Annotated in this window: 21 protein-coding genes; 16 read left to right on the top strand and 5 right to left on the bottom strand. The window is 71.0% G+C overall.

Annotation, left to right across the window (positions count from 1 at the left end):
- The 8 genes from OG587_RS32930 (at position 1) to OG587_RS32895 (ending at position 7,920) form a co-directional block, all read left to right on the top strand.
- Positions 1-1,131 (top strand): substrate-binding domain-containing protein, encoded by a 1,131-nt coding sequence (locus OG587_RS32930; RefSeq protein WP_329082236.1) that lies wholly within the window; start codon positions 1-3, stop codon positions 1,129-1,131.
- Positions 1,132-2,145, top strand: coding sequence for an ROK family protein (locus OG587_RS32925; protein ID WP_329082234.1), 1,014 nt, complete (start codon positions 1,132-1,134; stop codon positions 2,143-2,145).
- Positions 2,129-2,956: an ATP-binding cassette domain-containing protein gene (locus tag OG587_RS32920; RefSeq protein WP_329082232.1), complete on the top strand. Its 828-nt coding sequence runs from the start codon at positions 2,129-2,131 to the stop codon at positions 2,954-2,956. Before OG587_RS32925 ends, OG587_RS32920 begins: the two co-directional genes overlap by 17 nt.
- Positions 2,953-4,179, top strand: a complete 1,227-nt coding sequence (locus OG587_RS32915) for a sugar ABC transporter permease (protein ID WP_329082230.1) — start codon at positions 2,953-2,955, stop codon at positions 4,177-4,179. Before OG587_RS32920 ends, OG587_RS32915 begins: the two co-directional genes overlap by 4 nt.
- Positions 4,176-5,198 carry an SIS domain-containing protein gene (locus tag OG587_RS32910; protein ID WP_329082228.1) on the top strand — a complete coding sequence of 341 codons (1,023 nt, stop codon included), beginning with the start codon at positions 4,176-4,178 and terminating at the stop codon, positions 5,196-5,198. The genes OG587_RS32915 and OG587_RS32910 overlap by 4 nt, the downstream gene beginning before the upstream one ends.
- Before the next feature lie 105 nt (positions 5,199-5,303).
- On the top strand, positions 5,304-6,149 hold the full coding sequence (locus OG587_RS32905) for a GntR family transcriptional regulator (RefSeq protein WP_329082226.1): 846 nt from the start codon (positions 5,304-5,306) through the stop codon (positions 6,147-6,149).
- Positions 6,146-7,243 (top strand): N-acetylglucosamine-6-phosphate deacetylase, encoded by a 1,098-nt coding sequence (nagA, locus tag OG587_RS32900; protein ID WP_329082224.1) that lies wholly within the window; start codon positions 6,146-6,148, stop codon positions 7,241-7,243. The genes OG587_RS32905 and nagA overlap by 4 nt, the downstream gene beginning before the upstream one ends.
- The gene (locus tag OG587_RS32895) at positions 7,240-7,920 is read left to right on the top strand and encodes a hypothetical protein (RefSeq protein ID WP_329082222.1); all 681 of its coding nucleotides are present in this window, start codon (positions 7,240-7,242) and stop codon (positions 7,918-7,920) included. The genes nagA and OG587_RS32895 overlap by 4 nt, the downstream gene beginning before the upstream one ends.
- 112 nt (positions 7,921-8,032) lie before the next feature.
- Here OG587_RS32895 and OG587_RS32890 read toward each other — a convergent pair whose 3' ends face one another.
- Positions 8,033-8,482: a group II truncated hemoglobin gene (locus tag OG587_RS32890; RefSeq protein WP_329082220.1), complete on the bottom strand. Its 450-nt coding sequence runs from the start codon at positions 8,480-8,482 to the stop codon at positions 8,033-8,035.
- Positions 8,483-8,688: 206 nt separating this feature from the next.
- On the opposite strand from OG587_RS32890, the gene OG587_RS32885 reads away from it, so the two are divergent.
- The 3 genes from OG587_RS32885 (at position 8,689) to OG587_RS32875 (ending at position 12,631) form a co-directional block, all read left to right on the top strand.
- A complete protein-coding gene (locus OG587_RS32885; protein ID WP_329082218.1) occupies positions 8,689-8,829 on the top strand; it encodes a hypothetical protein in 141 nt (46 codons plus the stop codon).
- 653 nt (positions 8,830-9,482) lie between these two features.
- Positions 9,483-12,242, top strand: a complete 2,760-nt coding sequence (locus tag OG587_RS32880) for a helix-turn-helix transcriptional regulator (protein ID WP_329082216.1) — start codon at positions 9,483-9,485, stop codon at positions 12,240-12,242.
- A gap of 248 nt (positions 12,243-12,490) precedes the next feature.
- Positions 12,491-12,631, top strand: coding sequence for a hypothetical protein (locus tag OG587_RS32875; protein ID WP_329082214.1), 141 nt, complete (start codon positions 12,491-12,493; stop codon positions 12,629-12,631).
- Positions 12,632-12,687: 56 nt separating this feature from the next.
- Here the strand turns inward: OG587_RS32875 and OG587_RS32870 are convergent, their stop codons facing one another.
- Positions 12,688-12,975 (bottom strand): hypothetical protein, encoded by a 288-nt coding sequence (locus tag OG587_RS32870; protein ID WP_329082212.1) that lies wholly within the window; start codon positions 12,973-12,975, stop codon positions 12,688-12,690.
- A 23-nt stretch (positions 12,976-12,998) separates the two neighbouring features.
- Between OG587_RS32870 and OG587_RS32865 the strand changes: the two genes are divergently transcribed.
- Both OG587_RS32865 and OG587_RS32860 read left to right on the top strand, forming a co-directional pair.
- The gene (locus OG587_RS32865; RefSeq protein ID WP_329082210.1) at positions 12,999-14,414 is read left to right on the top strand and encodes a hypothetical protein; all 1,416 of its coding nucleotides are present in this window, start codon (positions 12,999-13,001) and stop codon (positions 14,412-14,414) included.
- A gap of 215 nt (positions 14,415-14,629) precedes the next feature.
- Positions 14,630-15,664, top strand: coding sequence for a tetratricopeptide repeat protein (locus tag OG587_RS32860; protein WP_329082209.1), 1,035 nt, complete (start codon positions 14,630-14,632; stop codon positions 15,662-15,664).
- A gap of 469 nt (positions 15,665-16,133) precedes the next feature.
- Here OG587_RS32860 and OG587_RS32855 read toward each other — a convergent pair whose 3' ends face one another.
- The 3 genes from OG587_RS32855 to OG587_RS32845 form a co-directional block, all read right to left on the bottom strand.
- Positions 16,134-16,832 carry a neutral zinc metallopeptidase gene (locus OG587_RS32855; RefSeq protein WP_329082208.1) on the bottom strand — a complete coding sequence of 233 codons (699 nt, stop codon included), beginning with the start codon at positions 16,830-16,832 and terminating at the stop codon, positions 16,134-16,136.
- A gap of 351 nt (positions 16,833-17,183) precedes the next feature.
- Positions 17,184-18,635 (bottom strand): N-acetylmuramoyl-L-alanine amidase, encoded by a 1,452-nt coding sequence (locus OG587_RS32850; protein ID WP_329082206.1) that lies wholly within the window; start codon positions 18,633-18,635, stop codon positions 17,184-17,186.
- Positions 18,636-18,812: 177 nt separating this feature from the next.
- A complete protein-coding gene (locus tag OG587_RS32845) occupies positions 18,813-19,757 on the bottom strand; it encodes a M23 family metallopeptidase (RefSeq protein WP_329082204.1) in 945 nt (314 codons plus the stop codon).
- Positions 19,758-20,014: 257 nt separating this feature from the next.
- Here OG587_RS32845 and OG587_RS32840 point away from each other — a divergent pair, with 257 nt between their 5' ends.
- The 3 genes from OG587_RS32840 (at position 20,015) to OG587_RS32830 (ending at position 25,044) form a co-directional block, all read left to right on the top strand.
- A complete protein-coding gene (locus OG587_RS32840) occupies positions 20,015-23,155 on the top strand; it encodes an AfsR/SARP family transcriptional regulator (RefSeq protein WP_329082202.1) in 3,141 nt (1,046 codons plus the stop codon).
- A 385-nt stretch (positions 23,156-23,540) separates the two neighbouring features.
- Positions 23,541-24,185 (top strand): Crp/Fnr family transcriptional regulator, encoded by a 645-nt coding sequence (locus OG587_RS32835; protein WP_329082200.1) that lies wholly within the window; start codon positions 23,541-23,543, stop codon positions 24,183-24,185.
- Positions 24,186-24,204: 19 nt separating this feature from the next.
- Complete coding sequence (locus OG587_RS32830) at positions 24,205-25,044, top strand: hypothetical protein (RefSeq protein ID WP_329082198.1); 840 nt, start codon at positions 24,205-24,207, stop codon at positions 25,042-25,044.
- The last annotated feature ends 36 nt before the right edge of the window (positions 25,045-25,080 follow it).

The following is a 25,080-nucleotide window of genomic DNA, read 5'->3' as shown; positions in this document are numbered from 1 at the left end:
ATGAACTCAACCCTCCATTCACGCGGCCGCCTCATGGCCGTCACGGCACTTGCTGCGGCCGGGGCTCTCCTGCTCTCGTCCTGCGGCTCGGGCGGGGATTCCGGCCCGGCGGCAAGCCCCTCGGCCGCGGCCGAGGGCGGCGACCCGATCGTCGCGCTCCTGCTCCCGGAGAACCAGACCGCGCGCTACGAGGCACGTGACAAACCGACGTTCGAGAAGCAGCTCGCGGAGAGCTGCCCGAAGTGTCAGCTCAAGTACTACAACGCGGCGGGAGACGCGGGTAAGCAGCTCAGCCAGGCCGAGTCGGCGCTCACCGAGGGGGCGAAGGTCCTCGTGATCGGCCCCGTCGACTCCAACGCCGCCGGTGCCATGGTCGCCGCCGCCCGCCGGCAGGGCGCGAAGGTCATGAGCTACGACCGGGTGATCTACAAGGCCGGCGTCGACTACGGGGTGAAGTTCGACAACGTCCAGCAGGGCGCTATCGGCATGCAGTCGCTGATTGACAAGCTCAAGGCGGACGGCAAGACCTCGGGCAACATCGTCATGATGAACGGCGACCCGGTCGACTCGGGTGCCAAGCCCGAGAAGGAGGGCGCGCACAGCGTCGTCGACAACTCCGGCTTCACCGTGGCCGCCGAGTACGACACCAAGGGCTGGTCGGCCGCGAACGCGCAGAACCAGATGCAGCAGGCCATCACCAAGATCGGCGCCGGGAAGATCGACGGCGTCTATGCCGGCAACGACGGCATGGCCACCGGGGTCATCGCGGCGCTCAAGAGCGCGGGCGTCGATCCGATGCCGCCCGTCACCGGCCTCGACACACAGCTCGACGCCATCCAGAAGATGGTCGCCGGCGACCTGTACGAGAGCACATACCTGCCGGTCGAGACCGAGGCCCAGATCGGGGCCAAGGCCGCGGCCGCACTCGCGACAGGCCAGGCACCCGCGGGTGACCTGCTCAACGGCACCATCGACGACGGAACGAACAAGGTGCCGGCGTACCTGCTCGAATCCATCGCCGTGACCATGGACAACATGAAGGAGATCCTTCTCGACGGTGGTTACCTGACAGTCGAGGAGATCTGCACCGCCGACTACGCGAAGGCGTGCGCCAAGGCGGGACTGCAGTAGGTGTCCTCTCTCTCCACCGGTGGTGCCGCCCAGATCGTCGCGGTCGACCTGGGCGGCACCATGGCGCGTGCGGCGCTCGTCGGCCGGGACGGCGTCGTGACCGCCCGGCTCAAGGAACCCGTACGGCACGGCGCCGCGCACGAGCAGGTCGCCGACCTCATGACCCGGGTCGCGGGCGACAGCGGCGCCGTGTCCGCCGTGGTCGGGCTGCCCGGACGCGTCGACCGCGTCCGGGGCCGTCTGCACGTGGCCAGGAACCTCCCCGCGACCGACCTCGGTCGCCTGTCGGCCGAGCATCTCGGCCGGGCCACCGGCCTCGAGGTACGCCTCGCCGGTGACGCCGAGCTGGCTGCGGCGGGCGAGGCGTACTTCGGCGCGGGGTCCCGGACGGGAACGACGGCCTATCTCACCATCTCCACCGGTATCGGCGCGGCGGTGGTGAGCGAGGGCCGAGTGCTGGCGGGCCGCGTGTCGGGCTTCCAGATCGGGTTCCTGCACCTGCTCGGCGCCGGACGCCCCATGATCGAGCTTCTTGGCTCGGGCCAGCGCGTCCGCGAGGTCGCGCGCGAACTCGGCGCCGAGGTCGACTATCGCACGCTGACCGAGATCGCCTCCGAGAACGACGCCGCGGACGGCACGCGAGCCGCCCGCGAGGTGGCGGGCCGCGCGCTCGCCGACATCGCCGACGCGGCGGCGGCGGCCGCGATCCTCATGTGCCACGTCGGCTCGCCAGACGTGCTCGTGGTCGGCGGTGGGCTCGCCCGTGCCGCGGGCACCGCCCTCCTCGACGAGATCGACCGGCGCGTCCACGACGCCGGAACCTCGCACGTCTCGTGGGACGTCGAGGTGCGCCCCGCCCGGTGCGGTGACGACGCCGGGCTCTTCGGCGCGGCCGTCTGGCATCTCGCCGAACCGTACGCGGCCGCCGCCGCGGCCCAGGGCCGCCGGCCCGGGGCTCAAGACCAGCACAGCATGACCAGGAAGAAAGGAGACGGCGATGACACTGACCGGTGAGAGGACGGACGCGCGCCCGCCTGCGGCGCCGCCACCCGTGCTCGAACTCGAACACATCAGCAAGAGTTTCGGCGCGGTGCGCGCGTTGAGCGACGTCAGCATGAGCGTCGGCACCGGGGAGGTCGTGGCGCTCGTCGGCGACAACGGGGCGGGCAAGTCCACGCTGATCAAGACGATCGCGGGCGCGCATCCCCGGGACGGCGGCACCATGTCGGTCAACGGCGAGCCGGTGTCCCCGCGCAGGCCCATCGACTCGACGCGCCTCGGCATCGCGACCGTCTACCAGGACCTCGCGCTGTGCGACAACCTCGACATAGTCGCCAATCTGTTCCTCGGGCGCGAGAAGAACCACAGCGGGTTCCTCAGCGCGCTCGACATGGAGCAGGTCGCCGTCGGGCTGCTCAAGCGGCTCTCCGTGAAAATCGCGGATCTGCGCGTGCCTGTCTCGTCCCTTTCCGGCGGGCAGCGGCAGTCGGTGGCCATCGCGCGGTCCCTGCTCGGCGACCCGGCGCTGGTGATCCTGGATGAGCCCACGGCGGCGCTCGGCGTGGAGCAGACCGCGGAGGTTCTCCAGCTCATCGAGCGGCTGCGCGCGGAAGGGCACGCGGTGCTGATGGTGAGCCACAGTCTCGCCGACGTCTTCGACGTGGCCGACCGGATCGTCTGCCTGCGGCTCGGCCGCAGCGTCGCGGAATTCCCCGTCGAGGGGACCACGGAAGAGCAGGTCGTCGCCGCCATCACGGGCGTCGCCGACAGCAGCGCCCAAAAGCGCCGGATGCGGCGCCGCGGCATGACGCAGGAGGGATCGTGAGCACAGCCACGGGCCTCGCCCCCCAGGGCACCGTCCCGGCAGAACCACCCCAGGGAAGCTGGTTCCGCCAGCCCCTGCAGCGGCTGCGTACCGGCGATTTCGGGCCGCTGCCCGTCATCCTCGGGCTCGTCGTCATCTCGCTCGTCTTCCAGCTCGCCAACGACCGTTTCTTCTCCCCGCAGAACATCTTCAACCTGAGCCAGCAGATCGCCTCGACCGGCGTCATCGCGCTCGGCGTCGTGTTCGTGCTGGTCATCGGTGAGATCGACCTGTCGGCGGGGTCGGTGAGCGGCGTGACGTCCGCCGCCATGGTCGTGCTGAACATCAACGCGGGCTGGCCGCCGGTCCTGGCGATCGTCCTCGCGGTCGTCTTCGGCGCCGCGATCGGCCTGTTCCACGGGGCCGTGTTCACCAAGCTCGGCGTTCCGTCGTTCGTGCTGACCCTGGGCGGGCTGCTCGCCTGGCAGGGTGCTCAGCTTCTCGTCCTCGGCAACCAGGGCACGATCAACCTCCCCTACGACGGCGCGATCGCCGCGCTCGCGAACACCACGCTCCCGGCGTGGATCGGCTTCGTGATCGCGGTCGTGTACGCGGTGGGGGCGGTGGCCACGACCTTCCGAACCGGCAGGCGGCGGCGCGAGCGCGGGCTGACCGTACGGCCGCTGACCGGGGGTCTCGTCCGCACGGGGGTGATCACGGTGGTGATCCTCGCGGCGACGATCGTCTTCGCGCAGTGGCACGGCATCCCGCTGTCGCTCGTCATCTTCGTCGGGCTCGTCGTGGTCGTCGACGTGCTGCTGCGCGGCACGACGTTCGGCCGCAAGCTCTTCGCCGTCGGCGGCAACGCCGAGGCGGCCCGGCGCGCGGGCATCCAGGTCGGCACGGTCAAGGTCATCGCCTTCACGATCGCCTCGTCCCTGGCGGCCTTCGGCGGTGTGCTCGCGGCGTCTCGTCTGTTCGCGGTCAACCAGGCGAGCGGCGGCAGCGACATCCTGCTGAACGCCATCGCCGCGGCGGTCATCGGCGGCACGAGCCTGTTCGGTGGCCGTGGCAGCGCCTACTCCGCGCTGCTCGGCATGCTCGTCATCGGCGCGGTCTCCAACGGCATGGATCTGCTCAACCAGACCTCGGCCGTGAAGTACATCATCACCGGCGGGGTGCTCGTCGCCGCCGTCGTGATCGATTCCCTAGCACGACGAGGAAGGGTGGCAAGCGGCAGATGAGTGTCAAGGCGTTTCTCAGACAGGGGTTCATCCCGTTCGGCGAGGCCGTGGCGCAGGAGACCGGGAGGCTCACCGAGGTTGCCCCCATGCTGCGGGAGCGCGCCCTCGCGGCGGCGGCCGAGATCGGCAGGCCCGCACGGCTCACCTTCATCGGCATCGGGGCGAGCCTCGCCGCGCTCGCCGCGCCCGTCGCCCATCTTTCGGCGCACGGTATTCCCAGCATCAGGCTCAACGCGGCCGAGGCGGGCACCTCCGGCGACGGCGCGACGCTCATCGCGCTGTCGCAGTCGGGCCGCAGCCGCGAGACGGTCGACGTCATGCGCGCGGCCACAGGCCGCAGGCTCGCGGTCATCAACGTCACTGACTCGCCGATGGCCGAGGCCGCCGACTCGGTGCTCACCCTCGGCGACCTGCCCGACAGCCTGGCCTCGACGATCGGCTTCACCGCCTCGGCGATGGCCGTCTCGATGCTCGCCGAGATCTGGACCGACGGCGAGCCGTCGGCGGCGTGGCTGAGCCTGGGAGAGCGGCTGGCGGAGTTCCGCGTGGCGCGGTCCGCGCAGGCCGAGGAGATCGCGGGCCTGCTCACGGCTGCGTCCGTCATCGACATGGTGGCGCCGGCCGACCAGATCGGCGTCGCCGAGGGCGGCGCGCTGCTGCTCCGGGAGGTGACGCGGGTCCCGGTGGCGCCCTTCGAGACACGGCAGTACCTGCACGGGCTGATGGAGTCGACCAACCCCACGACCTTGCACGTCATACTGGACGGCGCCGACGACGGGCAGGTCGTCCGGGCCCTCGGCTCGCTGGGCCGGCAGATCGTCGAGTTCCGCCGGGGTCCCGTCGCCCACGACGAGCAGACCTTGGTCGTGCCGATCGAGGCACAGAGCCCTCTTGAGGTGCCGATCTTCGTGGCGGTGCTGCTACAGGAGGTGGCGTTGCGCTCGGCGGGCGCCCGGGGCATCGACCCCGACGAGTTCCTGTTCCTCGACACCGGCACCAAGCTGGACGACGGTGAGTGAGCCGTCCCGACCGGATCACGCACCGGACGATCGCTATCCATCCGTGCCGTACCGCCCCCCTGAATACGTTCATCCACGACACTTCCAACGGACACAATCGGGGTTATGTCTAGTTCGTCAGTCCTGCACCGCAGGGTCGCGCAGCACCTCAGGGAACGCATCGAGTCGGGGGTCATCGCGCCCGGGTCGCGCATGCCGTCCGAGCGGGTGCTCGCCGAGCAGTTCGACGTCAGTCGCGTGACGGTCCGCCAGGCGTTGAAGGATCTTGAGAAGGACGGCCTGGTCAAGGTCGTCGCGGGCGCCCGGTGGGTGCGGCGGGAGGCGCCCAGCCTGGTCACCGTCCGCCCAGCCGAGCCGGGGGCGGAGTCGATCGAGGAGGGCGCGACCGGGCTCGTGAGCTTCTCGGACCTCGCGGAGGCGAACGGCCTGACGGCCAGTTCGCGGGTACTGAAGTGCCTGACCCGCGCGAGCTCCCTGGACGAGGCAGACCTTCTGGGCATCGCGCCGGGCGCCCCCATCGTGGAACTCGTCCGGCTGCGGCACCTCGACGGCATCCCAACGCTGATCGATTTCTCGCTCATCCCCGAAGGACTGGCGCCGGGGCTAGGTGAGCTCGACTTCACGACGACATCGCTGTACGGCACGCTCACCGAGCAGTACGGACTGCACGCGATCGCCGCCGACTGCGTCATCGAGGCACGCGGCGCGGCCCCCGAGATCGCCGATAGCCTCGGCCTGCCCCCGGGCGACCCCGTCCTTGAGATCGTCCAGACCACGTTCGACGAAAACCACCGGGTCGTGCAGTGGTGCCGCAGCGTCTACCGCGGCGACCGTTACCGCTTCCGGGCGACCCTGGAAGGCGCGGCCGGCACCTTACGCCGCCCCCGCCCCCGCGCGGCCGCCGAAGCGACGGGCCGCGTCATCCCAGATCTAGCGAGGTTGTACAGATGAGAGTTTCCGCACGTGGCGCCGTGATCGGCGGCGCCTGGGTGAAGGGCGACGTGGAGGTCGGCGACGGGCGGCTCATCCGTGCCGGCCTGCCGTCGACCGGGCAGGGGTATGTGCTCCCCGGCCTCGTCGACCTTCAGGTCAACGGGTACGGAGGGGTCGACTTCAACGCGGCGACGGCGGAGGGGTTCGAGGCGGCGTTCGCGGCGCTCACCCGCGACGGCGTGTTCCACGTCCAGCCCACCGTCATCACCGACTCCGAGGAGAACGTCGCCGACCGGCTGCGCGTGCTGAAGACGTTGCGGGAGGCGAGGCCGCGCGGCGCGAAGGTCGTCGGCGTGCACGCCGAAGGGCCGTTCCTGTCCCCGCACCACCGCGGCGTGCACCGGCCCAAGTACCTGCGTGACCCCGACATCGGCATCGTACGGCGGTTTCTCGACGCGGGCCCGCTGCGCACGATCACCGTCGCCCCCGAACTGCCCGGCGCCCTCGAGCTGATCGCCTGGGCCGCCCGGCAGGGAGTGATCGTGCAGGCCGGGCACTCGGGCGCCGACGCGCCGACGGCTCATGCCGCGTTCGACGCGGGCGCCCGCGCGGTCACGCACCTGTTCAACGGGATGATCTCGTTCGAACACCGCGCTCCGGGCATCGCGGGCGCGACGCTCGCCCGCGAGGACATCGCCATCCAGCTCATCGCCGACGACATCCACCTGTCGCGCGAGACCTCGCTGTTCGCGCTGAAGGCCGCCGAGCACCGCACCATGCTCGTCACCGACGCCGCGTCACCCGCCGGGGCCGGCGACGGCGTCTTCACGGTGGGCGGCTTCACGGTCACGGTCACCGACGGGGTGCCGCGCCTTCCCGACGGCACGCTCGCAGGCAGCACGGTGACGCTCCTGCAGCAGGTGCGCAAGCTCGTCGAGCACGACTGGCCCATCGACCGCGCCGTGAACCTCGCGAGCCGCGCGCCCGCCCGCTTCTACGGGCTCACCGGTGTGGGCGAGCTAACCCTCGGCGGACCGGCCGACCTCGTGGTGACCGACGAGAACGTCGACGTCGAACGCGTGCTCGTCGGCGGAGAGGAGTTCGTGGCGTGAACGTCCTTCCCCGCGGGCTCATCGTCTCGCTCACCCCTTCCCCGCAGTCTCCCTGGCAGGACGTGGACGACGTCGTCCGGCTAGCCGCCGCCGCGAGGGCCGGAGGCGCCGTCGCCGTCAAGGTCGATGGGCCGGACGCGGTGCGCGCGGTGAAGCGCGCCGTCCCCGGCTTCCTCGTGCTCGCCGTGAACATCGACGACTCCCACGGCGGGGTCGTGCGCATCACGCCGACGCTCGCCCACGCGGCCGCCCTCGTCGAGGCCGGCGCCGACGTCGTGGAGCTGGAGGCGGACTCGGCGGCGCGCCGGCACGACGGCCAGGACCTGTTCGAACTGATCTCCTCGTTCGCCGCGTTCGGCGTGCCGGTAAAGGCCGGTGTGCCGGGACTCGACGACGCGCGCACCGCCGTACGGGCGGGCGCTGCGATGGTCAGCTCGTCGACCATGGGTTATCCCGCGAAGGCGAACACGGGTCCGCTGCCCGATCTCGGGCTGGTGGAGACCCTGGTGGCCGGCGCCGGGGTGCCGGTCGTCGCCGAGCGTGGCTACTCGGCGATCGCCGACGTCCGCGCGGCCATGGACGCCGGCGCGCACGCCGTCGTGGTCGGCTCGGCCATCGTCGACCCGGTCTGGCTGACCGCCCGTTTCGCGGGCGCGGCGTCCATCCCCGTCCCGTAGTTCCACGCGAAACCGGCCGGAGGCCCGCAGGAACAGCGGGCTCCCGGCCGGGTCACGCGGGAGAGGATCCGAAGCCTTCGACCCACCTGAAGATCCGAATTCCGTACAGGCCCTAGCCGCCGGAGTCCCCGGCCCACGTCCACCGTGGAACCTCGCGCAGGGGATGCAGGTCGGCGTCGGTCTTGGCGTGCGAGTTCTGCAGGGCGACCTGCGAGCCGAACTCGACGTGGGAGCGCACCGCCTCGCGGAACGGCTCATCGGCGGGCAGGTCGGCCTCGTCGAACGCCTCCAGGTACAGGGCCACGAACCGTTGCCGCTGCTCCTCGGTGATCTCAAGATGGCGGTGTACCCGGATGATGTGGTCGAAACCCAGCTCGCGGGTGAAGTGGTCGGGGCCGCCGAAGGACTCCGCCGTGAACCAGGTCAGGTGTTCGACGTGGTGCGGCCGGAATTCGGGGAACAGGGGCTTCAGCACCGGATCGGCGAGGACCTTCGCGTAGAACGCCTCTTCGAGCCGGTGCAGTGCCTCGTCGCCGCCGGCGTGCGCGTGGAGACTGGTCATGAACCGGCCTCCATGGATACCGTCGACCGGAGCGGCGGCCGGACGCTCCGGTGTCGCCGCCCGCGGAACGCCGTCGCGCCCACCGCCCCGGGGTGACCGGTGGTCACGATGCCCGATATCCGCATGAAGGCCCTCCACTTCCTGGAACAGGACACGAAGCGGCCTGTAATCAACATTACAGATCAACATCTCACCGCTGTCCAGGGGTGACGCGATCCGGCACCGAAGGCGCGCTGCCTGACGGCGCGTCGTCGAAGGGGTGTGCCGTGGACGGGCGGTGGGAGATGTCGGTGGACGGTGTGACCTGCGACCTCGACTTCGAGCTGACCCGCACCCGCGTGCGGTGAGGGGCCGACGGCGCCCGTGTGCGTCGAAGGGGACCGGTCGATCCCCTCGGCCGGCCGGACGGAGATTCTCAAAGATATTCCGAACTTAAGAGACTAAATGCCCTATTTTGCGATAAACATCACCAAAGCTCCTAAGTGAAGGTGCGGCATGCCTCGTACCGTGATTGGGAAATCGCACACCGTATCCGAGGCGTGCTTCCTCGCGTAATGTGCGAGGTATTGGACACTTCGTGTCACCGCATACTTACCGAGCGCAGAAAACGCCGATCGCGCGAAATCTGTGCCGCACGTGCGGTAATCAATGGTCGCGACCTCTTTGTGGTCGACCGCTCCGTGAACCGCCGTCCCCTTCGGTGAGGGTGGATCGTTCCCTTCCGGGGAAAACCCGCATGAAACCCGGCGAGCACCAGGTGGGAAAGGGCACCGTGGATCTTCCTGGCGATGGATTCCCAGCGTGTCCGGGCGGTCGCAGCCTGCTTCCGAAGGCGTCCGGCACCCGCGAGGGCGGGGGAATCCGGCGGGTGCGCGAACGATGTGAAATTCATTCGGATCCGTTTTGTGAAAAATCTTCAGATGAAATCCATGCCGATAGGTTGATTCCTGACCCATAATCGCCGTCAAGAACATGTGAATCGTGAAAAGGGAGCGCTGCGTTGTACGGCAGAACCTCTCCGCTGTTCATCGGCCGGAAGCGGGAGCTCGACTTCCTCGGGGAGGCCTGGGGGGATGCCAGACGCCGTGACGCGCGGATCGTAGGGATCCGGGGAACGTCGGGGATCGGTAAGACCGAGCTGGTCGAGCGCTTCCTGCGCACCGTGCCCGGTGTGCGGACCGTTCGCGCCTTCGGTGACGAGGACGCGCTCGCCCATCCCTGGGGCGTGCTGGAACAGATCGCCGAGCAGCTGCCGACCCCGGCGCTCGCCAGGACGCTGGCGGGTCAGGCCGAGGCCGCCTTCATCGGCCAGGCCCTCGCGGCGGAGTTCGCCGCCGCGGACGCGCTGATCGTGGTCGTCGACGACGCGCACTGCGGCGACCGGCAGTCGATGGCCGCGCTCCGCCTGGCGGCCCGGCGCCTGCGCAATGCCCAGGTCATGCTCCTGGTCGTCCACCAGGCTCCCGGGTACGCGACGGGAGCGGTGCCGGACGCGCCCCGCCTGGAACTCCACGAGGGCTGGACCCGCATCTTCGACTCGGGGCAGGGGCGCCTGCTCCAGGTCGAGGGGCTTCCCGCCGACGATCTCGTGAGGCTCGCCGTCGCGAGCGGCCATGACGGGCTCACCCCCTCCGGCGCGAGGAGGCTGCACGAGCACACCGACGGCAACGCGCTGCATTCGCTCCTCCTGCTGGACCAGGTGGAGATGCACTCGATCAACTTCGGCAACGGCCCGCTGCCCGCCCCCCGCGGCATGACGCAGGCCGTCGTGGCGCGGCTGGCGTCGTGCGACCGCCGTACCCGCGAGGTCGTCGGCGCGGCGGCGGTGCTCGGCCGTCGCTTCGGCCTGGCCGACCTGCGTGCGCTCTCCGGCGTCGCCGACGCCACGACGCCCCTCGCGGAGGCCGTCGGCGCCGGGCTGGTCAAGGAGATCCCCGGGACGGCGGGGCAGGAGTTCGCGTTCACCACCCTGCTCGTCTGGGACCGCATCTACTACGACTCCGGCGTCGAGCGCCGCCGCGCCCTGCACCGCAGTGCCGCGCTGCTCGGCGGTCCCGGCGCGCTGTGGCACGGGATCGCGGCGTCCGGCGGTGGTACGGACGGCGAGCTCGCCGCGCTGGCCCAGGAGGAGGCCCAGTCCCTGCTGTCGCGGGGCAGGCTTCCCCTGGCGGCGGTGTACGCCCGCCACGCCGTGGAGCTGACCCCGCCCGGCCCCGACCGGGTGGCCCGCCTGCTGACGGCCGTGGAGACCCTGCTGGTCTCCGGCGACGCCACCGTCGCCCGGCGCTACGAGAGCGAGGTCCTCGCCGCGCCGCGAGGTCCCTGGCGCGACTACGTCGCCGGTTATCAGGCCCTGATCTCCGGGCGCGTCGCGGAGGCCAAGCTGCTGCTGGTCCAGGCGCTGGGCGCCGCCGGGCGCGACAGCGCGGAGAACCCGCACGTGCCCGCGGACCTGCGGGCGCGCGTCGCGGCCCAGCTGGCGATCATCGGGGTGGTCGAGATCTCCTACCCCGAGATGGTCGAGTACGGTACGGCGGCCGTCGCGGCGGGCAGCCACGAGCCGTGGGTGCGCGCGTTCGCCTGGTTCGCCCAGTCCCTGGGCTGGACCCTGGCCGGACGGGCGGAGGAGGCGCTGGCGTCCCTGACGGACGCCGACCTGCCGGGGTCGGTGGCCGGGCTGGACGGGCTGGTGGCCCGCGGAATGATCCGGCTGTGGACCGACGACCTCGAGGGCGCGTCCGCCGACCTGCGCGACGGCGTCGCGCGGGCCACGCGCGGCGAGGCATTGCGGGTCGGCCAGGCACTCGGCTTCCTGGGTGAGGTCGAGTACCGGCGGGGCAGGCTCGACGACGCCGTCCAGTTCACCCGGCTCGCCGTCGGCGACGCCGAGGAGAACGAGAGGGTCTGGGACTACGCGCTCCTGCACTCCCTGGCGTGCTTTCCCCGCGCGGCCCGGGGCGAGTGGGACCTGGCGCGCGAGCACGCCCGCCAGGCCGCGGAATGGGCGCCGATCGTCGAGAGCAGGGTGAGCCTCGCCTACGCGGCGGGCGCGCGCGCGTCGATCGCCCAGGCCCAGGGCGATGTCCGGCGGCTGCTCAGCGCGGCCGAGGCCATCGAGCTGCACTACGACTCCCTGGAGCCGGGCACCCACCTGTTCGGCCCGATCGGCGCCGACGCGCTCTCCCAGCTCGGCCGGGTCGAGGAGGCCGAGGCCTCGCTGGGTGTCTTCAGCGACAGGGCCGCGTCGAGCGGGCGCCGCTCGACCCTGATGTCCATCGCGAGGGTGCGGGGCCAGATCGCCGCAGCCCGGGGAGACCACGCGGGCGCCGTACGGGAGTGCGAGGAGGCCCTCGCCCTGGCCCGCGAGGTGGGCCTGCCGATCGAGGCGGGAAGGATCGACCTGGTGATGACGCGCTCCCAGCACGCCCGGGGCCGCCACGCCGAGGCGGAACGGCTGCTGAGGCGGGCACTGGTCGCCTTCAACCGCACCGGCGCCGCGGCCTACGCGGCCCTCGCGCTGAAGACCGCCGGGGAGCTCAGGCTTTCCGTGGACGGCCCCAACGCCGCCTTCAGCAGCCTCACCGGGGCCGAGCGCGAGGTCGTGGCGATGGTCTGCGAGGGCATGACCACCCGCCAGATCGCGCAGAAGCGCTCGGTGGCGATCAGCACCGTGGAGACGCAGCTGAACCGCATCTACGCGAAGCTGAACGTCACCAACCGGATCGAGCTCCGCGCCGTCCTGTCCGACCCCGAGGAATAACCGGCTCCCGGCTCCTGGTTCCCGGCTCTCGGCACCCGGCACCCGGCACCCGGCACCCGGCGCGCGGCTCCCGGCACCCGGGGCGTGGGGAACGGCGTCGCGGCCGGGCCGGCGCGCGGGAGGCGGGCATGTCGAAGTCCGTCATGCCATCCGTAGGGGTGGTACCTGGACGCCTTCCCGGCACCCGGCGACTACCGTGGGCGCCTGCCAGAGCGCCGGGAGAGCGGCGCCGCCGACAGGAGGCCGGAATGCGGTTGACCATCGACGTCCAGAGGACCGCCACCGGTCATATCGCCGGGACGGTCGAATCCGACGACTCCGCGCCGCCGGTCCCCTTCCACGGCGTCATCGAGCTGGTCACCCTCCTGGAAACCCACCTGGACGGATGAGCGCGCGAGGGAACGCCGCGCACCCTCCGGTGCCGGAGGCAGTCGTCCATGGAGTGTCACGCCAGGGGGGAGAGCATCAGATGGGCATCACGTCCCACCTCGGGAGGGAACACCGCCGACGCCGTCGACGCCACCGGCACCGCAGACCGGCGTCGGGCCACGCGTACCGTCGGCCATCGGTCGTGACGGTCGCGCGGGCCATGCCGGTCGTACAGGTCTCGCGGGTCGTGCGAGTCGAGGGCGTACAGGTCATGCGAGTCGAGGTCGTACAGGCCCCGCAGGCCGTGCGAGTCGTGCCGGTCGTACAGGGCGCGACGGTCGTACGGGCCGGGAGGAACGGGCACGCCGGGTCGGCCGGGGTGGTCGTGTGAACGCCACCATGACGGCCTTCGTGCCGCCGACCGAGAGCGGTCACGACCTGCTGGACAACTGGATACGGCCGATCTGCGCGAGGCTGGGGATCCGCCTGGCGGTCGCCCTCCCCGGCGCCGGCCGGGCCACCGCGCTCGCGGCGCAGCGGGCGTCGACCTTCGTCGTGTGGGACTGCTCGGTCGAGGGGCCCGAGGACGTCTACGTGGCCTTCAACACGCGCGCCAAACTCGACCCCGGCAGCATCGTCCTCAGCCGCACCCCGCTGCCGCGCAATGTGCTGACCCGCGCCAGCCACGCTCCCGTCCACGGCGAGGCCCTGGGCAACCCGGAGCTGGGTGTGTGGCTGGAGCGGCGTCTGCGCCGCGTGCTGGGTGTGGTCCGGACGCCCGCGCCGCGCCTGCCCGGACCCCAGGGGCACTACTGGATGTTCGACGACCCGGCCGACTACTTCCTCAGCTTCCACGGTGAGCGACGGCAGGAGGCCGGGGAGTGGCGCGCGGCCTTCGAGAAGGCCCACTCGGTCACCGTGCGGATGGTGCCGCCCCGCGAGTACTCCTACCCGGCCGAGGTGGTCACGCGGCAGCAGATGTGGGAGGGCGTGGCGCGGCTGATGTACGAGATCATCGCGACGGGCAGGGCCATCGTCCATCCCGCGCCGGACTACTTCGCGTCCTTCTGGACGGTGAGCGAGCTGCTGGCCACGCTGTGGCTGCTGCCGCGCGGCTCCACGCCACCCATGATCACCTCCGCGTACGCCGCCCGGCCCTCGGGTGGCATCCGGCGGCTGGAGCACCTCAGCGCCCGTGCCGTCCTGGGCGTCCCGCTCCTGGGCGACGCCCACGCCGACCGCTTCGCCAGGCTCATCAACCACTCCGACCCGATCACCACCGTCCCGCGGTTCCGGAGACCCCCGGAGGGCACGGGCAGGGCCGTCACCGGGACGATGAAGCACGTCGGCCACCACGATCCCGAACTTGCGGTCTCGCGGTTCTGGGACGAGATGCGGGTGCCGTGCCCCGTCTGCGCCCCCCGGGGCAGGGCCGCCGCGAAGGTCGACTGGGACCGGCACATGGACCTGTCGTGGGACGAGCGGGACGTGGACCACTACGGCTACTTCACCGCCCGGCGCGAGGACCTCGGCACGGGAGGGATCCGCTGTCCCGGATGCCGTACCCACCTGAGGCTCGTCAACGAGCACGGCGTCCGCACGCTCTGGACACCGGTCCCGGAGGGGGAATCCCAGCGGGACCGGCCGGTCATCCAGCGCGACCCCGTCTGGCAGGTGCTGCCGGACGGCCCGAGGGGCGTGGAACCGCTTCCCGGGAGGAAGGACGTCGACGCCGCCCCCGATCCCCGGGACAGGGGGTCTCCCATCAGGAGGAGGTGGCTCTCGGCGCGCAGTTCCGTCTAGCGGGGCGAGCAGCCCCAGGGGTTCGCCACCCCGGGAATGGGAGCGTTCCAAAACATCAGAGGACCTGGTCATCGCCGCAGATGGGCTCGATTCGGTGAAAGGAGGCGAGACGGATCCCGTTGACACCGCTCAAGGAGAGTTCCCCACGTTCAAGGAGAACGGATGAACGCCACCCCTTTCCGGTCCGCGGACCGGAGCACCCGGGGGAGACCCCGGTGAAGGCGGAGGACGGCGGGGGAGCCGCGCGGCTCCCCCGGGAACCGTGCGGGAAACCGGCCGGATCCCCGGAGGGGAAACCGGTCGGCGATCCGGACTCCGGTGACGTCGCCGGAGTCCGGGGTGCTCCCGGTGAGTCCGGCGGGACCGCGGACCGTGAGCACCGCCGGGCACTGTCGCTGAGCCGCCGCTCCAGCGCGCTCGGAGCCGCCGGACGCCACCGGGAGGCGCTCGCCGCGAGCGAGGAGGCCCTGGAGATCACCCGGCGGCTGGCCGCGGACGACCGTGACACCTACCTTCCCGACCTGGCCCTGTGCCTGGCCGGCGCGGCGATGCGGTACGTCCGGCTGGGCCGCAGGCACGACGCGGTCGACGCGGGGCGCGAGGCGGTGGCCGTCAGGCGCGAGCTGGCGGAGGCGCGTCCTGAGGAGTATCTGCCCCACCTCGCGGGTTCGCTGAACGGCCTCGCCTGCGACCTGGGCCGGATCGGCAAGCCGGAGGCCGCCCTGGACGCCGCCCGCGAGGCGGTCGGCATCTACGAGGGGCTCGCCGCCAGGAACCCGGTGGCACACGAGCCGAGTCTCGCCATGGCGCTGCACACCCTGGCTCAGCGGACGGCGTCGCTGGGGCGGCTGGAGGAGGCCGTGCTCCACAGTACGAGAGCCGTCTCGATCCGGCGCAGGCTCGCCACGGAGAACCCGCCCGCCTACTCGGTGGCCTTCGCCACCGCGCTGCACGGCCTTGGCTGGCAACTGGCCGCGCTGGGACGCCGCGAGGAGGCCATCGCCGCCTACGCCGAGTCGGTGACGATCCGCCACCGGCTGGCCCGCTCGGAGAACGCCCAGGCCGCCGACCACGACTACCTGGCCGCCGTGGCGGGGGAGTGGGCGGACCTCCTCATGGACGCGGGCCGCCTCACGGCGGCCATGGAGCCACTGGAGATCGCCAGAACCGCCTCACTGCACGCCGGTGACACCGAACGGGCGGACCGCCTGGCCGCCCTGATGGAACGTGCCGGAAGCATCCGCGTCTGAGCCCCCGGGTTCCGTACGGGCGAGTCGGTTCCGGTTCCCGTGCGGAGCTCCGCTTCCCGTACGGAGAGGGAGCGCGGTGGGTCTCCCGTACGAAGGAGGGAACCCGGTGGTTTCCCGCACGAAGGGGAACGCGGCGGTGAGGGCGGGATTCGCGTCCCGCGCGGGAGGAGGGGACTCGCGCGGGCCTGGGCCCGCGTGCGGGAGGGGAGACCCGCACGCGGGCCGGGGGCATGAGCGCGGGCAGGAGTACGCGCGGGCAGGGCGTGCGCGGGCGGATCCGATCCGCGTGCGAGGTTCGTGTGTGGGATCGCGTGCGGGGTTCGCGACGTCCTGGGCCGGTGTGAGCGACACCGGTCCGGCGGGTGGGGATTCACGACCCCGGCCCAGATGACCCCTCCATCACCCAGGCCGGGGTCCTACCCGGCGGTGGGCCGGGTGCTCTGGCGGTCGCGAGCCGGGATCGCCCTCGTCACGCGAAGCATCCCGCCACGCCCTGGCGCGCGCCCCGGTTGAAGGCGCCCAGGCGTTGCGCGGCGGTGCCGTGATCGCTCACGTCGGTCCAGGGGGTGTCGTCGGCGTGCGTCCGCAGGGCCGCCGCGATCTCCTCGGTGTCGCCGGTCTCGAAGAACAGGATGCCGTCCTCGGCGGCTCCGAAAAGCGTCGCTCCGGCGAGGCAGTCGGCCTGGAGTTCGAGCTGCCGGGACAGCAGCCTTTCGGGAATGCGGGCCTGGACGGCGTGGCTCCATTCGTGCGCGATGATCAGGTAGACCCAGGCGTCCCCCTGCCGGTATCCCATTCGCATGAGGTCGACGTCCCACGCGACGAAGTCGTAGGGCGGCCAGCAGTACAGGGCGTTGTCATCGGGAAGGGGATATCCCTGGCATCTCGCCGCGTTGCCCCACGCGCCGTCGTACGCGCCGAGAACGCGCGGGGGTGAATACCTGCCGGGAAAGAAGTCCGACCAGTGCGTTGCCCAGAACCGGTTGATGATGTATTGGGCGCTGCGGATGTCCTCGTTGATGTCGTCGAGGCTCCTCGCGGTGGAGGCGCTCACCGGGGCGTTTCCGCTTGTCGTGGCGCTCGCGGTGCCCGTGGGGCCCGCTATCAGAACGCCGGTGAGCAGCGCGGCGAGTGCGAGACGAGCGGTTCTCCATCGTGAAGCGGCCATGGGCTTCTCCCCTGTCGCTGGCGGCCACATACCGGATGCAATGGTTTATCGCAGGGTGTTTTCGCAGGGCACGGTCACCATATGGGGAAAGGTAATACGAGAGAAGCGCTATCGCGAGATCATATGCAATATCGTGTTAATTCGTCTCTGGATTCGGGGGATTAGAGGCACGTCGTAATCGGTGCGAAGCGGGGGCGGTCGCCGCGCCGCCTTTCTGGCACCGGCGACGCCGGCGCCCCCGAGCGGGCCCGGTTCCCGGATCGGCCCCCCGTTCTTCGAGCCGTTCACAAGCCTCCGCACCGTCCCTGTGCCCGCCTCCGTGACACCGGGGTCACGGAGGCGGGCAGGGGCTCAGCCGCAGTGTTCGAAGGGGCTGTCGTAGGTGGAGCTGCCTGCTTTGCCGCCCCATTTGACGCAGGTTCCGGGGGCGGCGGCGCGTACGGGGCCGGCGTAGTAGGCGAAGTTGCCGGTGTCGGTGATGCGGGTTTTGCCTTGGACTTCGAGGTAGGCGGTGGTGGCGGTGGCGGTGCCGAGGGAGGTGCGTTTGATGGTGGTGACGCAGTTGTTGCCGTTGGCGGTGTTGTAGAGCAGGTAGACGGTCCCGGCCGAGCCGAGGGCGGCGCTGTCGACGATGTCGTAGCCGCTGCCGCAGACCTCCTGCGGGGTGTGGGGGTTGGTGGGGGTGCCCGTGACCAGCTGCATGTACCTGGTCCAGTCCCAGTTCGGGCCCGGGTCGGTGTGGTCGGCGCCCGGCACCTCGTTGTGCCCGACGATGTGGGCGCGGTCCTTGGGGATGCCGTACCGGCCGGCGATGTCGCGGGTCAGCGCGGCCGAGGCGCGGTACATCGAGTCGGTGAACCAGGAGGCGTTGTTGACGTAGCCCTCGTGCTCGATGCCGATCGACCGCCGGTTGTCGTTGCCGGCGTGGAAGGCCCGGTCCTTCTCTCGGACCATCTGGGTGATGTCCCCGTCGGAGGAGCGGACGACGTAGTGCGCGGAGACCTTCGCGGCGGAGTTCTGGAACCAGGAGATGGTCCCCGAGTAGGAGCCCTGGGCGACGTGGATGACGATGCGGTCGATCGCGTCACTGGACGGGCGGTTGGAGACGGCGTAGTTGCTGGAGTGCGCCGGTGCCCAGTGGGCCGGCGGGTAGTCGACGGCCGCGGCGGCGAAGGTCCTGTCCAGGTCCTCCACCTCGGCGTACGCGCCGCGGTCGGGCCGTACCGCCCGCGCCGTCACGACGATGGTCTCGCCGCCCGGGGTGACGGCGCGGACCCCGGCGGTGAGCAGTTCGTAGACGGTGTCGGCGTACAGCCGGGCCAGTGTGGGCGAGGAGGCGTTGCCGTATCCGGCCACGGCCGGGTACCAGCGTCCGATGTCCTTCCTGGCGGCCGCGTCCAGCCCGAGCGCGTCGGCGTGGGCACGCAGCACCGCGGCGCCGCCCGTGATGTTGGCCGGGTCGTCCGACTTCAGCTTGGCGACCGGCAGCCCCGTCAGCTTCGCGGCCCGCTCAAGCACACGGGCGGCGGGGGTGCTGACCAGGTGCATCATCCCGTACCCGCCGCTGGCGCTCGGGGCTCCCCCATGACCGTCGAGGCGGGTTTCCGCGTACCCGAGGCTGACGAGCAGGTCGCGCGGGACGTCGTAGGTCGCGGCGGCGCGGGTGAACGCCTCCGCCACCGGGCTCGCCGGCGCGGCCGGCGCGGCGGGAACGGCGGAGGCGCTCACCGTCTGCCCGGACAGGCAGATGAGGGGGATGAGCGAGCCCGCCAGCAGTACGGCGAGACGTCGGAGTCGGGCCATCGGGGATTCTCCTCGGGATATGGGGGGTTCGCGGAAGGGTCTCGCGAGTCGCCGGGTGGACCGCCCCGGCCGGTGGAGGGAGTGCTCCGCGCGCACGTTTCTCCACCGGAGGGAGTTCGGGGCGATGTGTGGGAGCGCGACGGGGAAGGGGCCGCCGGTCGGGTGGCCCCCCGGTCGTCAGCCGCAGTGTTCGAAGGGGCTGTCGTAGGTGGAACCGCCTGCTTTGCCGCCCCATTTGACGCAGGTTCCGGGGGCGGCGGCGCGTACGGGGCCGGCGTAGTAGGCGAAGTTGCCGGTGTCGGTGATGCGGGTTTTGCCTTGGACTTCGAGGTAGGCGGTGGTGGCGGTGGCGGTGCCGAGGGAGGTGCGTTTGATGGTGGTGACGCAGTTGTTGCCGTTGGCGGTGTTGTAGAGCAGGTAGACGGTCCCGGCCGAGCCGAGGGCGGCGCTGTCGACGACGTCGTAGCCGCTGCCACAGACCTCCTGCGGGGTGTGCGGATTCGTCGAGCCGCCGCACGCGGTCAACGTCTGGGCCGGGTAGCCGAACGTGACCCCGTCGAAGACGGCCTTCTGGATGTTGCCCGGGTAGCCGCTTCCCAGCCGCACCTCGTAGTGCAGGTGGGGGCTGACGTTGTTGCCCGGCGCGCTGGTCTTGCCGACCGTGCCGATCGCCTGCCCCTTGGCCACCTGGGCGCCCACGCTCACCGAGCGGGAGTTGAGGTGCGCGTAGTAGGTGGACCAGCCACCTTCGTGATCGATCCTGACCAGGTTGCCGAAGCGGTTGAGCGACCCCTGGTGGGAGGAGATACCGACCGTGCCCGCCGCCGCGGCGACGACGGTGTCCCCCAGGTCGGCGTCGGGCGAGTCGCCCCGGTTGAAGTCGATCTCCCACGCGCGGTGCGCGCTGCTCGCGCTGGAGTTCCCCGCCCAGGTCTGGCCGCAGGGGAAGGGCAGCTGGAAGGGCGGAGCCATGTTCGCCGTGGCCGCCTGTGCCGGAGCGGCCGCGTCGCCGGTACGGGCCGGGCCCGCCGGAGCGGCCCCCGCCGGGCTCGCCGCGACGGCTCCGCTCGTCAGGGCCAGCAGCAGGGCGAACCCTGTTGTGAGCACCCCTGTGAGTCTCATGCGGATCCTTTCTCGTAGTACCGGTGGGCAAGGTCTTGACCGCACCGGGCACTATCTGTTGGATCTCTCTGAAGAGATCTTGCCGAGGTACAGGGTCCGGTCAGGCCGTATAAGAAACCTCCAAAACCGGCATAGAGCATCATCTGAAACCGGTACAAAGAGCTGCCTGCCTCGAACGACGCGGTCCGCTCGAACAGCACGACCCAACTGAACGACTGAACGGTTGCAACCCCTCCACAGCAGGAGTAGGTGCGGTCATGGTGGTTGATCAGCCCATATTCAGCGTGCTCGGCCCGCTGGACGTCCGGATCGCGGGCCACCCGGCTCGTGTCGGTGGTACCAAGCCCCGCCAGCTGCTGGCGTCGCTGCTGCTCGACGCGGGCCGGACGGTTGGCGCGGAGCATCTCGTCGAGGTGCTGTGGCCGCGGCGCCCGCCGAGGTCCGCCCATGCCAACATCCGCACCTACGTCAGCTCGTTGCGCGGCGGCCTGGGCGCGGCCGGTGTCGCGATCCTGGCCCGCCCGCACGGTTACGCGATCGAGGTACCGGTGGAGCGGCTCGACCTGCTCCTCTTCGAGGACCTGCTGGCCGGGGCGCGGGCCGCGGAGGACGCGGGGGACGCGCACGGGGCTCTCGGCTCGCTGCGCGCGGCGCTCGCGCTGTGGCGCGGCGTTCCGCTGGCCGACCTGCCGGGCAGTCCACTCTGGGACGGCCGCCTGCAAGCCCTCGCGGAGGCGCGGCTCGCCGCCGCCGAGCGGCTCGTCGACCTGGGCATGGCCCTGGGCCGGTACGCCGCCGCGGTCGGCGAGCTGCGCGGGCTGCTCGCGGAGCATCCCTTCCGGGAGGATCTCTGGCAGCGCCTGATACTCGCCCTGCACCGGAGCGGCCGCCAGGCCGAGGCGCTCGGCGCCTACGCCGAGATCAGACGGCGCCTGGTCGCCGAGCTTGGAGTCGAACCCGGCACCGAACTCCAGCGGGCGCACGCGGCCGTCCTTTCAGGACGGCCGGCGCACCTGGCCGTTCTCGCCGGAGAACCCGCGACCGCGGCCACCTTCCATGGAGACCCGGTGCACCCGGCCGTCCTCACGGGAGAACCCGCGACCGCGGCCATCCTCCACGGAGACCCGGTGCACCCGGCCGTCTCCACGGGAGAACCCGCGACCGCGGCCATCCTCCACAAAGACCTGGCGCACCCGGCCGTCCCCGCAGGAGGCCCGGCGCACCCGCTCGTTCCCGCAGGAGACCCGGTGACCGCGACGACCGCCGTGCCGCCGTCGCCGGCCGGGGGCTGCCCCCCACGCCAGCTGCCCGCGGACTTGCCGGACTTCACCGGGAGGGCCGGGGAGGTGGCGGCGCTCACCCGGGCGATCTCCCCCGGCGAGGGGCAGCCGGGCGGCCCGCCCGCCATCGCCGTGGTGTCGGGGCCGCCGGGGGTGGGCAAGTCGGTGCTGGCGGTGCGCTGCGCCCATGCCGTACGGGACGCCTATCCCGGCGGGCAGCTCTACCTGCGCCTCGGCGGCACCGACCGAGAGCCGGTCGATCCGGGTGAGCTGCTCGCCCAGGCGCTGCGGGCGCTGGGCGTCGGCGACGCGGCCCTGCCGCGTGGCACGGACGAGAGGTCCGCGCTCTACCGGTCCCTGCTGGCCGAGCAACCGATGCTCGTACTCCTCGACGACGCCGCGGGAGCCGCCCAGGTGCGCCCGCTGCTGCCCGGCAGCGGCTGCACGGTGCTCGTGACGAGCCGGCGCCGGATCGCGGAGCTGCCCGGCGCGCTACGGCTGCAGCTGGAGGTATTGCCGCCGGAGGAGGCCGAGGAGCTCCTGGGCAGGATCGTGGGTGCCGAGCGGGTGGCCGGGGAGAGGGAGGCGGCCTCGGCGATCGTGCGTCACTGCGGGTTCCTGCCGCTGGCCGTCAGGATCGCCGGGGCGCGACTGGTCGGGCGGCCCGGCCAGTCGCTCGACGTGCTGCGGCGGCGGCTGGCCGACGAGCCCGGCCGGCTCGATGAGCTGCGCGCCGGTGACCTGGAGGTGCGGGGCAGCATCGAGCAGAGCTACCGACTGCTGCCAGACGACGCCGCCAGGACGTTCCGCGCGCTCGGTCTTCTCGGTCCCGGCCCGCTGCCCGGGTGGGTGGCGGGCGCCGTACTCGACCGGCGGCGGGCCGATGACGTGATGGACGTCCTGGTGGACGCGAACCTGGTGCAGCTCGCCGGAACCGGCCCGCTGGGCGAGCCGCGCTACCGGTTGCACGACCTGTTCCGCCGCACCGCCGGGGAGAAGGCCGCGGGCCTCGCCGAGCGGCCCGCGCTCACCCGCGTACTCGGAGCCTGGACGGCCACCGCGGAGACCGCCGCGGCACGGCTGCCCACCACGATCTTCGGCATGACCGCGAAGAGTGCCGTCCGATGGAACCTGCCGGACGACACCGCGGAGCGGCTCACCGCCGACCCGCTGTCGTGGTTCGACGCCGAGCACGACGTGCTGGTCGGCGCGGTGGGGCTGGCCGCCGACGCCGGGCTGGCCGGTTCGGCCTGGGGACTCGCCGCCGCCCTCGTCCCCTACTTCGACCTGCGCTGCCACTTCGACGCGTGGCAGCGCACCCACCGGACCGCGCTGGAGGCCGCGCGCCTGGCGGACGACCGCCAGGGCGAGGCGGCCATGCTCCGTGGCCTGGCCCAGGTCTGCCTCTACCAGGACCGCTACTCCGAGGCGGCCGGGATGTTCCGGCGCTCCCGGATGATCTTCCGTGAGCTGGGCGACGTACGGGGGGAGGCGATCTCGATCTGCGGGCTGGGAGCGGTGAACCAGTTCTGCGGCGAGTACGTCGCCGCCCTCGGCTACTTCCGGCGGGCCCTCGGGATGTTCCTCGCCATGGACGATCCGGGTGGCGAGGCCTACGCGCGGCAGGCGATGGGACGGGTCTGCCTGGAGTCGGGCGACCTGGAGCGGGCCGCCAGGTGGCTCGGCGACGCACTCCGGCTGGCCACGCGACTCGGCGACCCGCACCGGGAGGGGGCCGTCTCCCTGCAGTTCGGGCGCTTGCACGTCCTGTCGGCCGAACTCGACCGGGCGATGCGCTTCCAGGGGCAGGCACTGGACATCTTCGAGAGCCTCGGTGACCGTCACTGCGGCGCGTACGCCATGCAGGGCCTGGGCGGCCTGCAGGCGGTCCGGGGTGAGCGCGCGCACGCCTCGGCCCGGCTGGAGCGGTCTCTGGTGATCTTCCAGCAGCTCGGCGACCGCAGCGGGGAGGCCACCGCCGCCCAGACACTCGGCGAGCTGCACCGCTCCGCCGGCCGCGCCGGGCTGGCCCGCGACTACCTGCACCGCGCGCGCAGACTCCGCCGGGAGGTCATGGGCTGCGTCGACCTCGCCGCCCCGGTCGCGGCCGACGGCTGAACCAGGCGCGGGCGGAGGCTGTCCGCGGGCGGCGTGGAAAGCCATGCGAAGATCGGCGCCCCTGGGGTGGCATCGCGTGCGGGATGAAAGTTCAGATCATGCCTATCCAGGACAGAACGGTCCCGTGGACGTGCGGGGCGCTGCGCTGCAGGAGCCATGACCTGGGCGCCGCCCGGATCTGGTGCGCTCTCCGTCGCCCGGCAAAGCCCAGGTGGTCCATGCGAAGCCGCCGCCGTTCCTCGGAACCGCCCGCTCCCCGGATATGAAAAATTCTCAACAATTCGACGACTTCCCCAAAAGACCAAGGAACGGTGCCGTCGCGGCCTGGTTTCTGATAACTCGATTATAGTTCCATACTGAGCTGCATGGCTCCTAGAATCGCCGCATGAATACAACTCCGGAACAGGAATTCAAGAAAGAGCTAATCGCTGGCTCTCGGTGGGTCCACTACCGCGCCGATACCTTCCTTCTCAGGCAGGGCGAACTCGGCGACAAAGTGGTCTTCATTCTCGACGGCCAGGTCAAGGTGGAGCGCTCGGAACCGGATGGAAAATGTAGCATCCTTGCCTTTCGTGGGCCAGGGGAGATTCTGGGAAGGACTGCCGTCCTGCGGAGTTGCCGCCGCTTCGCGAGCGTTGAGGCGCTGAAGCCGTGCAAGGTCGCCGTCATCTCCGCCGACGCGTACCTCGAATTCATGGCGAAGAGCTCGCTCGCCGTTCAGGTGGCGCAGCACGCCCAGGGGCGCCTCATCGAGTCGATGATCGTGCAAGGGAAGGACCACCCCCTGGCCAGGCTGGTGTTCGCCCTTACCTGCCTCGCTGACCGGAACTGGAACGGTGTCGGGCTCGCCGCGCAGGTGGTGCTGCACGCCACCCGGACCGACCTTGGCCGCCATCTCAGGGTCGGCCGGAACACCGTCTCCACGTTGCTCGGACAACTGGAGGGCTTTGGTGTCGAGGCTCACCGGAACGCGATCACGATCACCGATCTTCCAAAGCTTCGCGCCGTCGCGGAGAAACTAGGGATCTGAAGGGACGAAAGGAAATAAAATGATTAAAGAGCCATTTAAATACCCAAACCAGAGCATCTCAATGCCAGGTTATCGGGGCATAGTCGCGGTGGACGCTGAGGACTTCACCAAGCTCTCATCCGTCGAGCATGAGGTCATCGCCCGAACCGTCCCCGAAATCCTCGAATCGTCATTCGATCGCGCTGGTCTGGCGGCCATCTGGAATGACCGTGAGTTTCCCGCCACCCGAGGAGACGGATATGTGTTCGGATTCGATCCGAGCATGATGCCGCATGTCATTGATCCATGGCTCAAGGAGCTTCAAGGCGTTCTCTCCGACTTCGCTCTGGGGCCGATCCCGATGCGGCTCCGTGTGAGTCTGCACATCGGGCCTCTCCCTGCCGAAGGTCTGGAGCACGACGGCAACGGCACCCCCCGCAACGACACCCACCGCCTGCTCAACGCGGACCAGCTCAAGGCAATCCTCGCCGAGGCCAGCCCGCACGTGACCCGGGTAGCGGCCATCCTTTCCGGCCGCTGCTATGAGGACGCGGTCCTCAGCCGCCGGACGCTGCATCCCGACCACTTCGTCGAGGTGTCGGCGACCGTCAAGGGCAAGCGATTCGAGCAGCGGGCATGGATCCACCTGCCGACCCCCTCGGGCAATCTCCTCGACCGCCGCCTCATGGGGGAACCGCCCCCGGACGACGAGCCGCCCTCTCCCGGGATGACAAGCCGAAGCCCCGCGCCGGATGACAAGCCGCCGCCCTCCTTCGCCGATCAGCCAGGGCGCCAAGCGCAAGTGGTCAACCAGTTCACCAGAGGCAACCTGAACAACGGCGTCATTCACGGGAACCAAGCCATCACGCACTTCAGTTGACGCATGTCCGGGGTGTGTCCCATCGGACGCAGGTGA

The sequence above is a fragment of the Streptosporangium sp. NBC_01469 genome, assembly GCF_036227305.1.
Taxonomy (GTDB): Bacteria; Actinomycetota; Actinomycetes; order Streptosporangiales; family Streptosporangiaceae; genus Streptosporangium.
Note: the sequence above shows the minus strand (reverse complement) of the source record. Positions and strands in the feature narration are given on the sequence as shown.

Excerpts from the sequence above, each read along its gene's own strand:
- OG587_RS32930 (WP_329082236.1), top strand. The coding sequence starts at position 1 with ATGAACTCAACCCTCCATTCACGCGGCCGCCTCATGGCCGTCACGGCA.
- OG587_RS32920 (WP_329082232.1), top strand. The coding sequence starts at position 2,129 with ATGACACTGACCGGTGAGAGGACGGACGCGCGCCCGCCTGCGGCGCCG.
- OG587_RS32910 (WP_329082228.1), top strand. The coding sequence starts at position 4,176 with ATGAGTGTCAAGGCGTTTCTCAGACAGGGGTTCATCCCGTTCGGCGAG.
- OG587_RS32905 (WP_329082226.1), top strand. The coding sequence starts at position 5,304 with ATGTCTAGTTCGTCAGTCCTGCACCGCAGGGTCGCGCAGCACCTCAGG.
- nagA (WP_329082224.1), top strand. The coding sequence starts at position 6,146 with ATGAGAGTTTCCGCACGTGGCGCCGTGATCGGCGGCGCCTGGGTGAAG.
- OG587_RS32890 (WP_329082220.1), bottom strand. The coding sequence starts at position 8,482 with ATGACCAGTCTCCACGCGCACGCCGGCGGCGACGAGGCACTGCACCGG.
- OG587_RS32875 (WP_329082214.1), top strand. The coding sequence starts at position 12,491 with ATGCGGTTGACCATCGACGTCCAGAGGACCGCCACCGGTCATATCGCC.
- OG587_RS32855 (WP_329082208.1), bottom strand. The coding sequence starts at position 16,832 with ATGGCCGCTTCACGATGGAGAACCGCTCGTCTCGCACTCGCCGCGCTG.
- OG587_RS32850 (WP_329082206.1), bottom strand. The coding sequence starts at position 18,635 with ATGGCCCGACTCCGACGTCTCGCCGTACTGCTGGCGGGCTCGCTCATC.
- OG587_RS32845 (WP_329082204.1), bottom strand. The coding sequence starts at position 19,757 with ATGAGACTCACAGGGGTGCTCACAACAGGGTTCGCCCTGCTGCTGGCC.
- OG587_RS32840 (WP_329082202.1), top strand. The coding sequence starts at position 20,015 with ATGGTGGTTGATCAGCCCATATTCAGCGTGCTCGGCCCGCTGGACGTC.
- OG587_RS32835 (WP_329082200.1), top strand. The coding sequence starts at position 23,541 with ATGAATACAACTCCGGAACAGGAATTCAAGAAAGAGCTAATCGCTGGC.
- OG587_RS32830 (WP_329082198.1), top strand. The coding sequence starts at position 24,205 with ATGATTAAAGAGCCATTTAAATACCCAAACCAGAGCATCTCAATGCCA.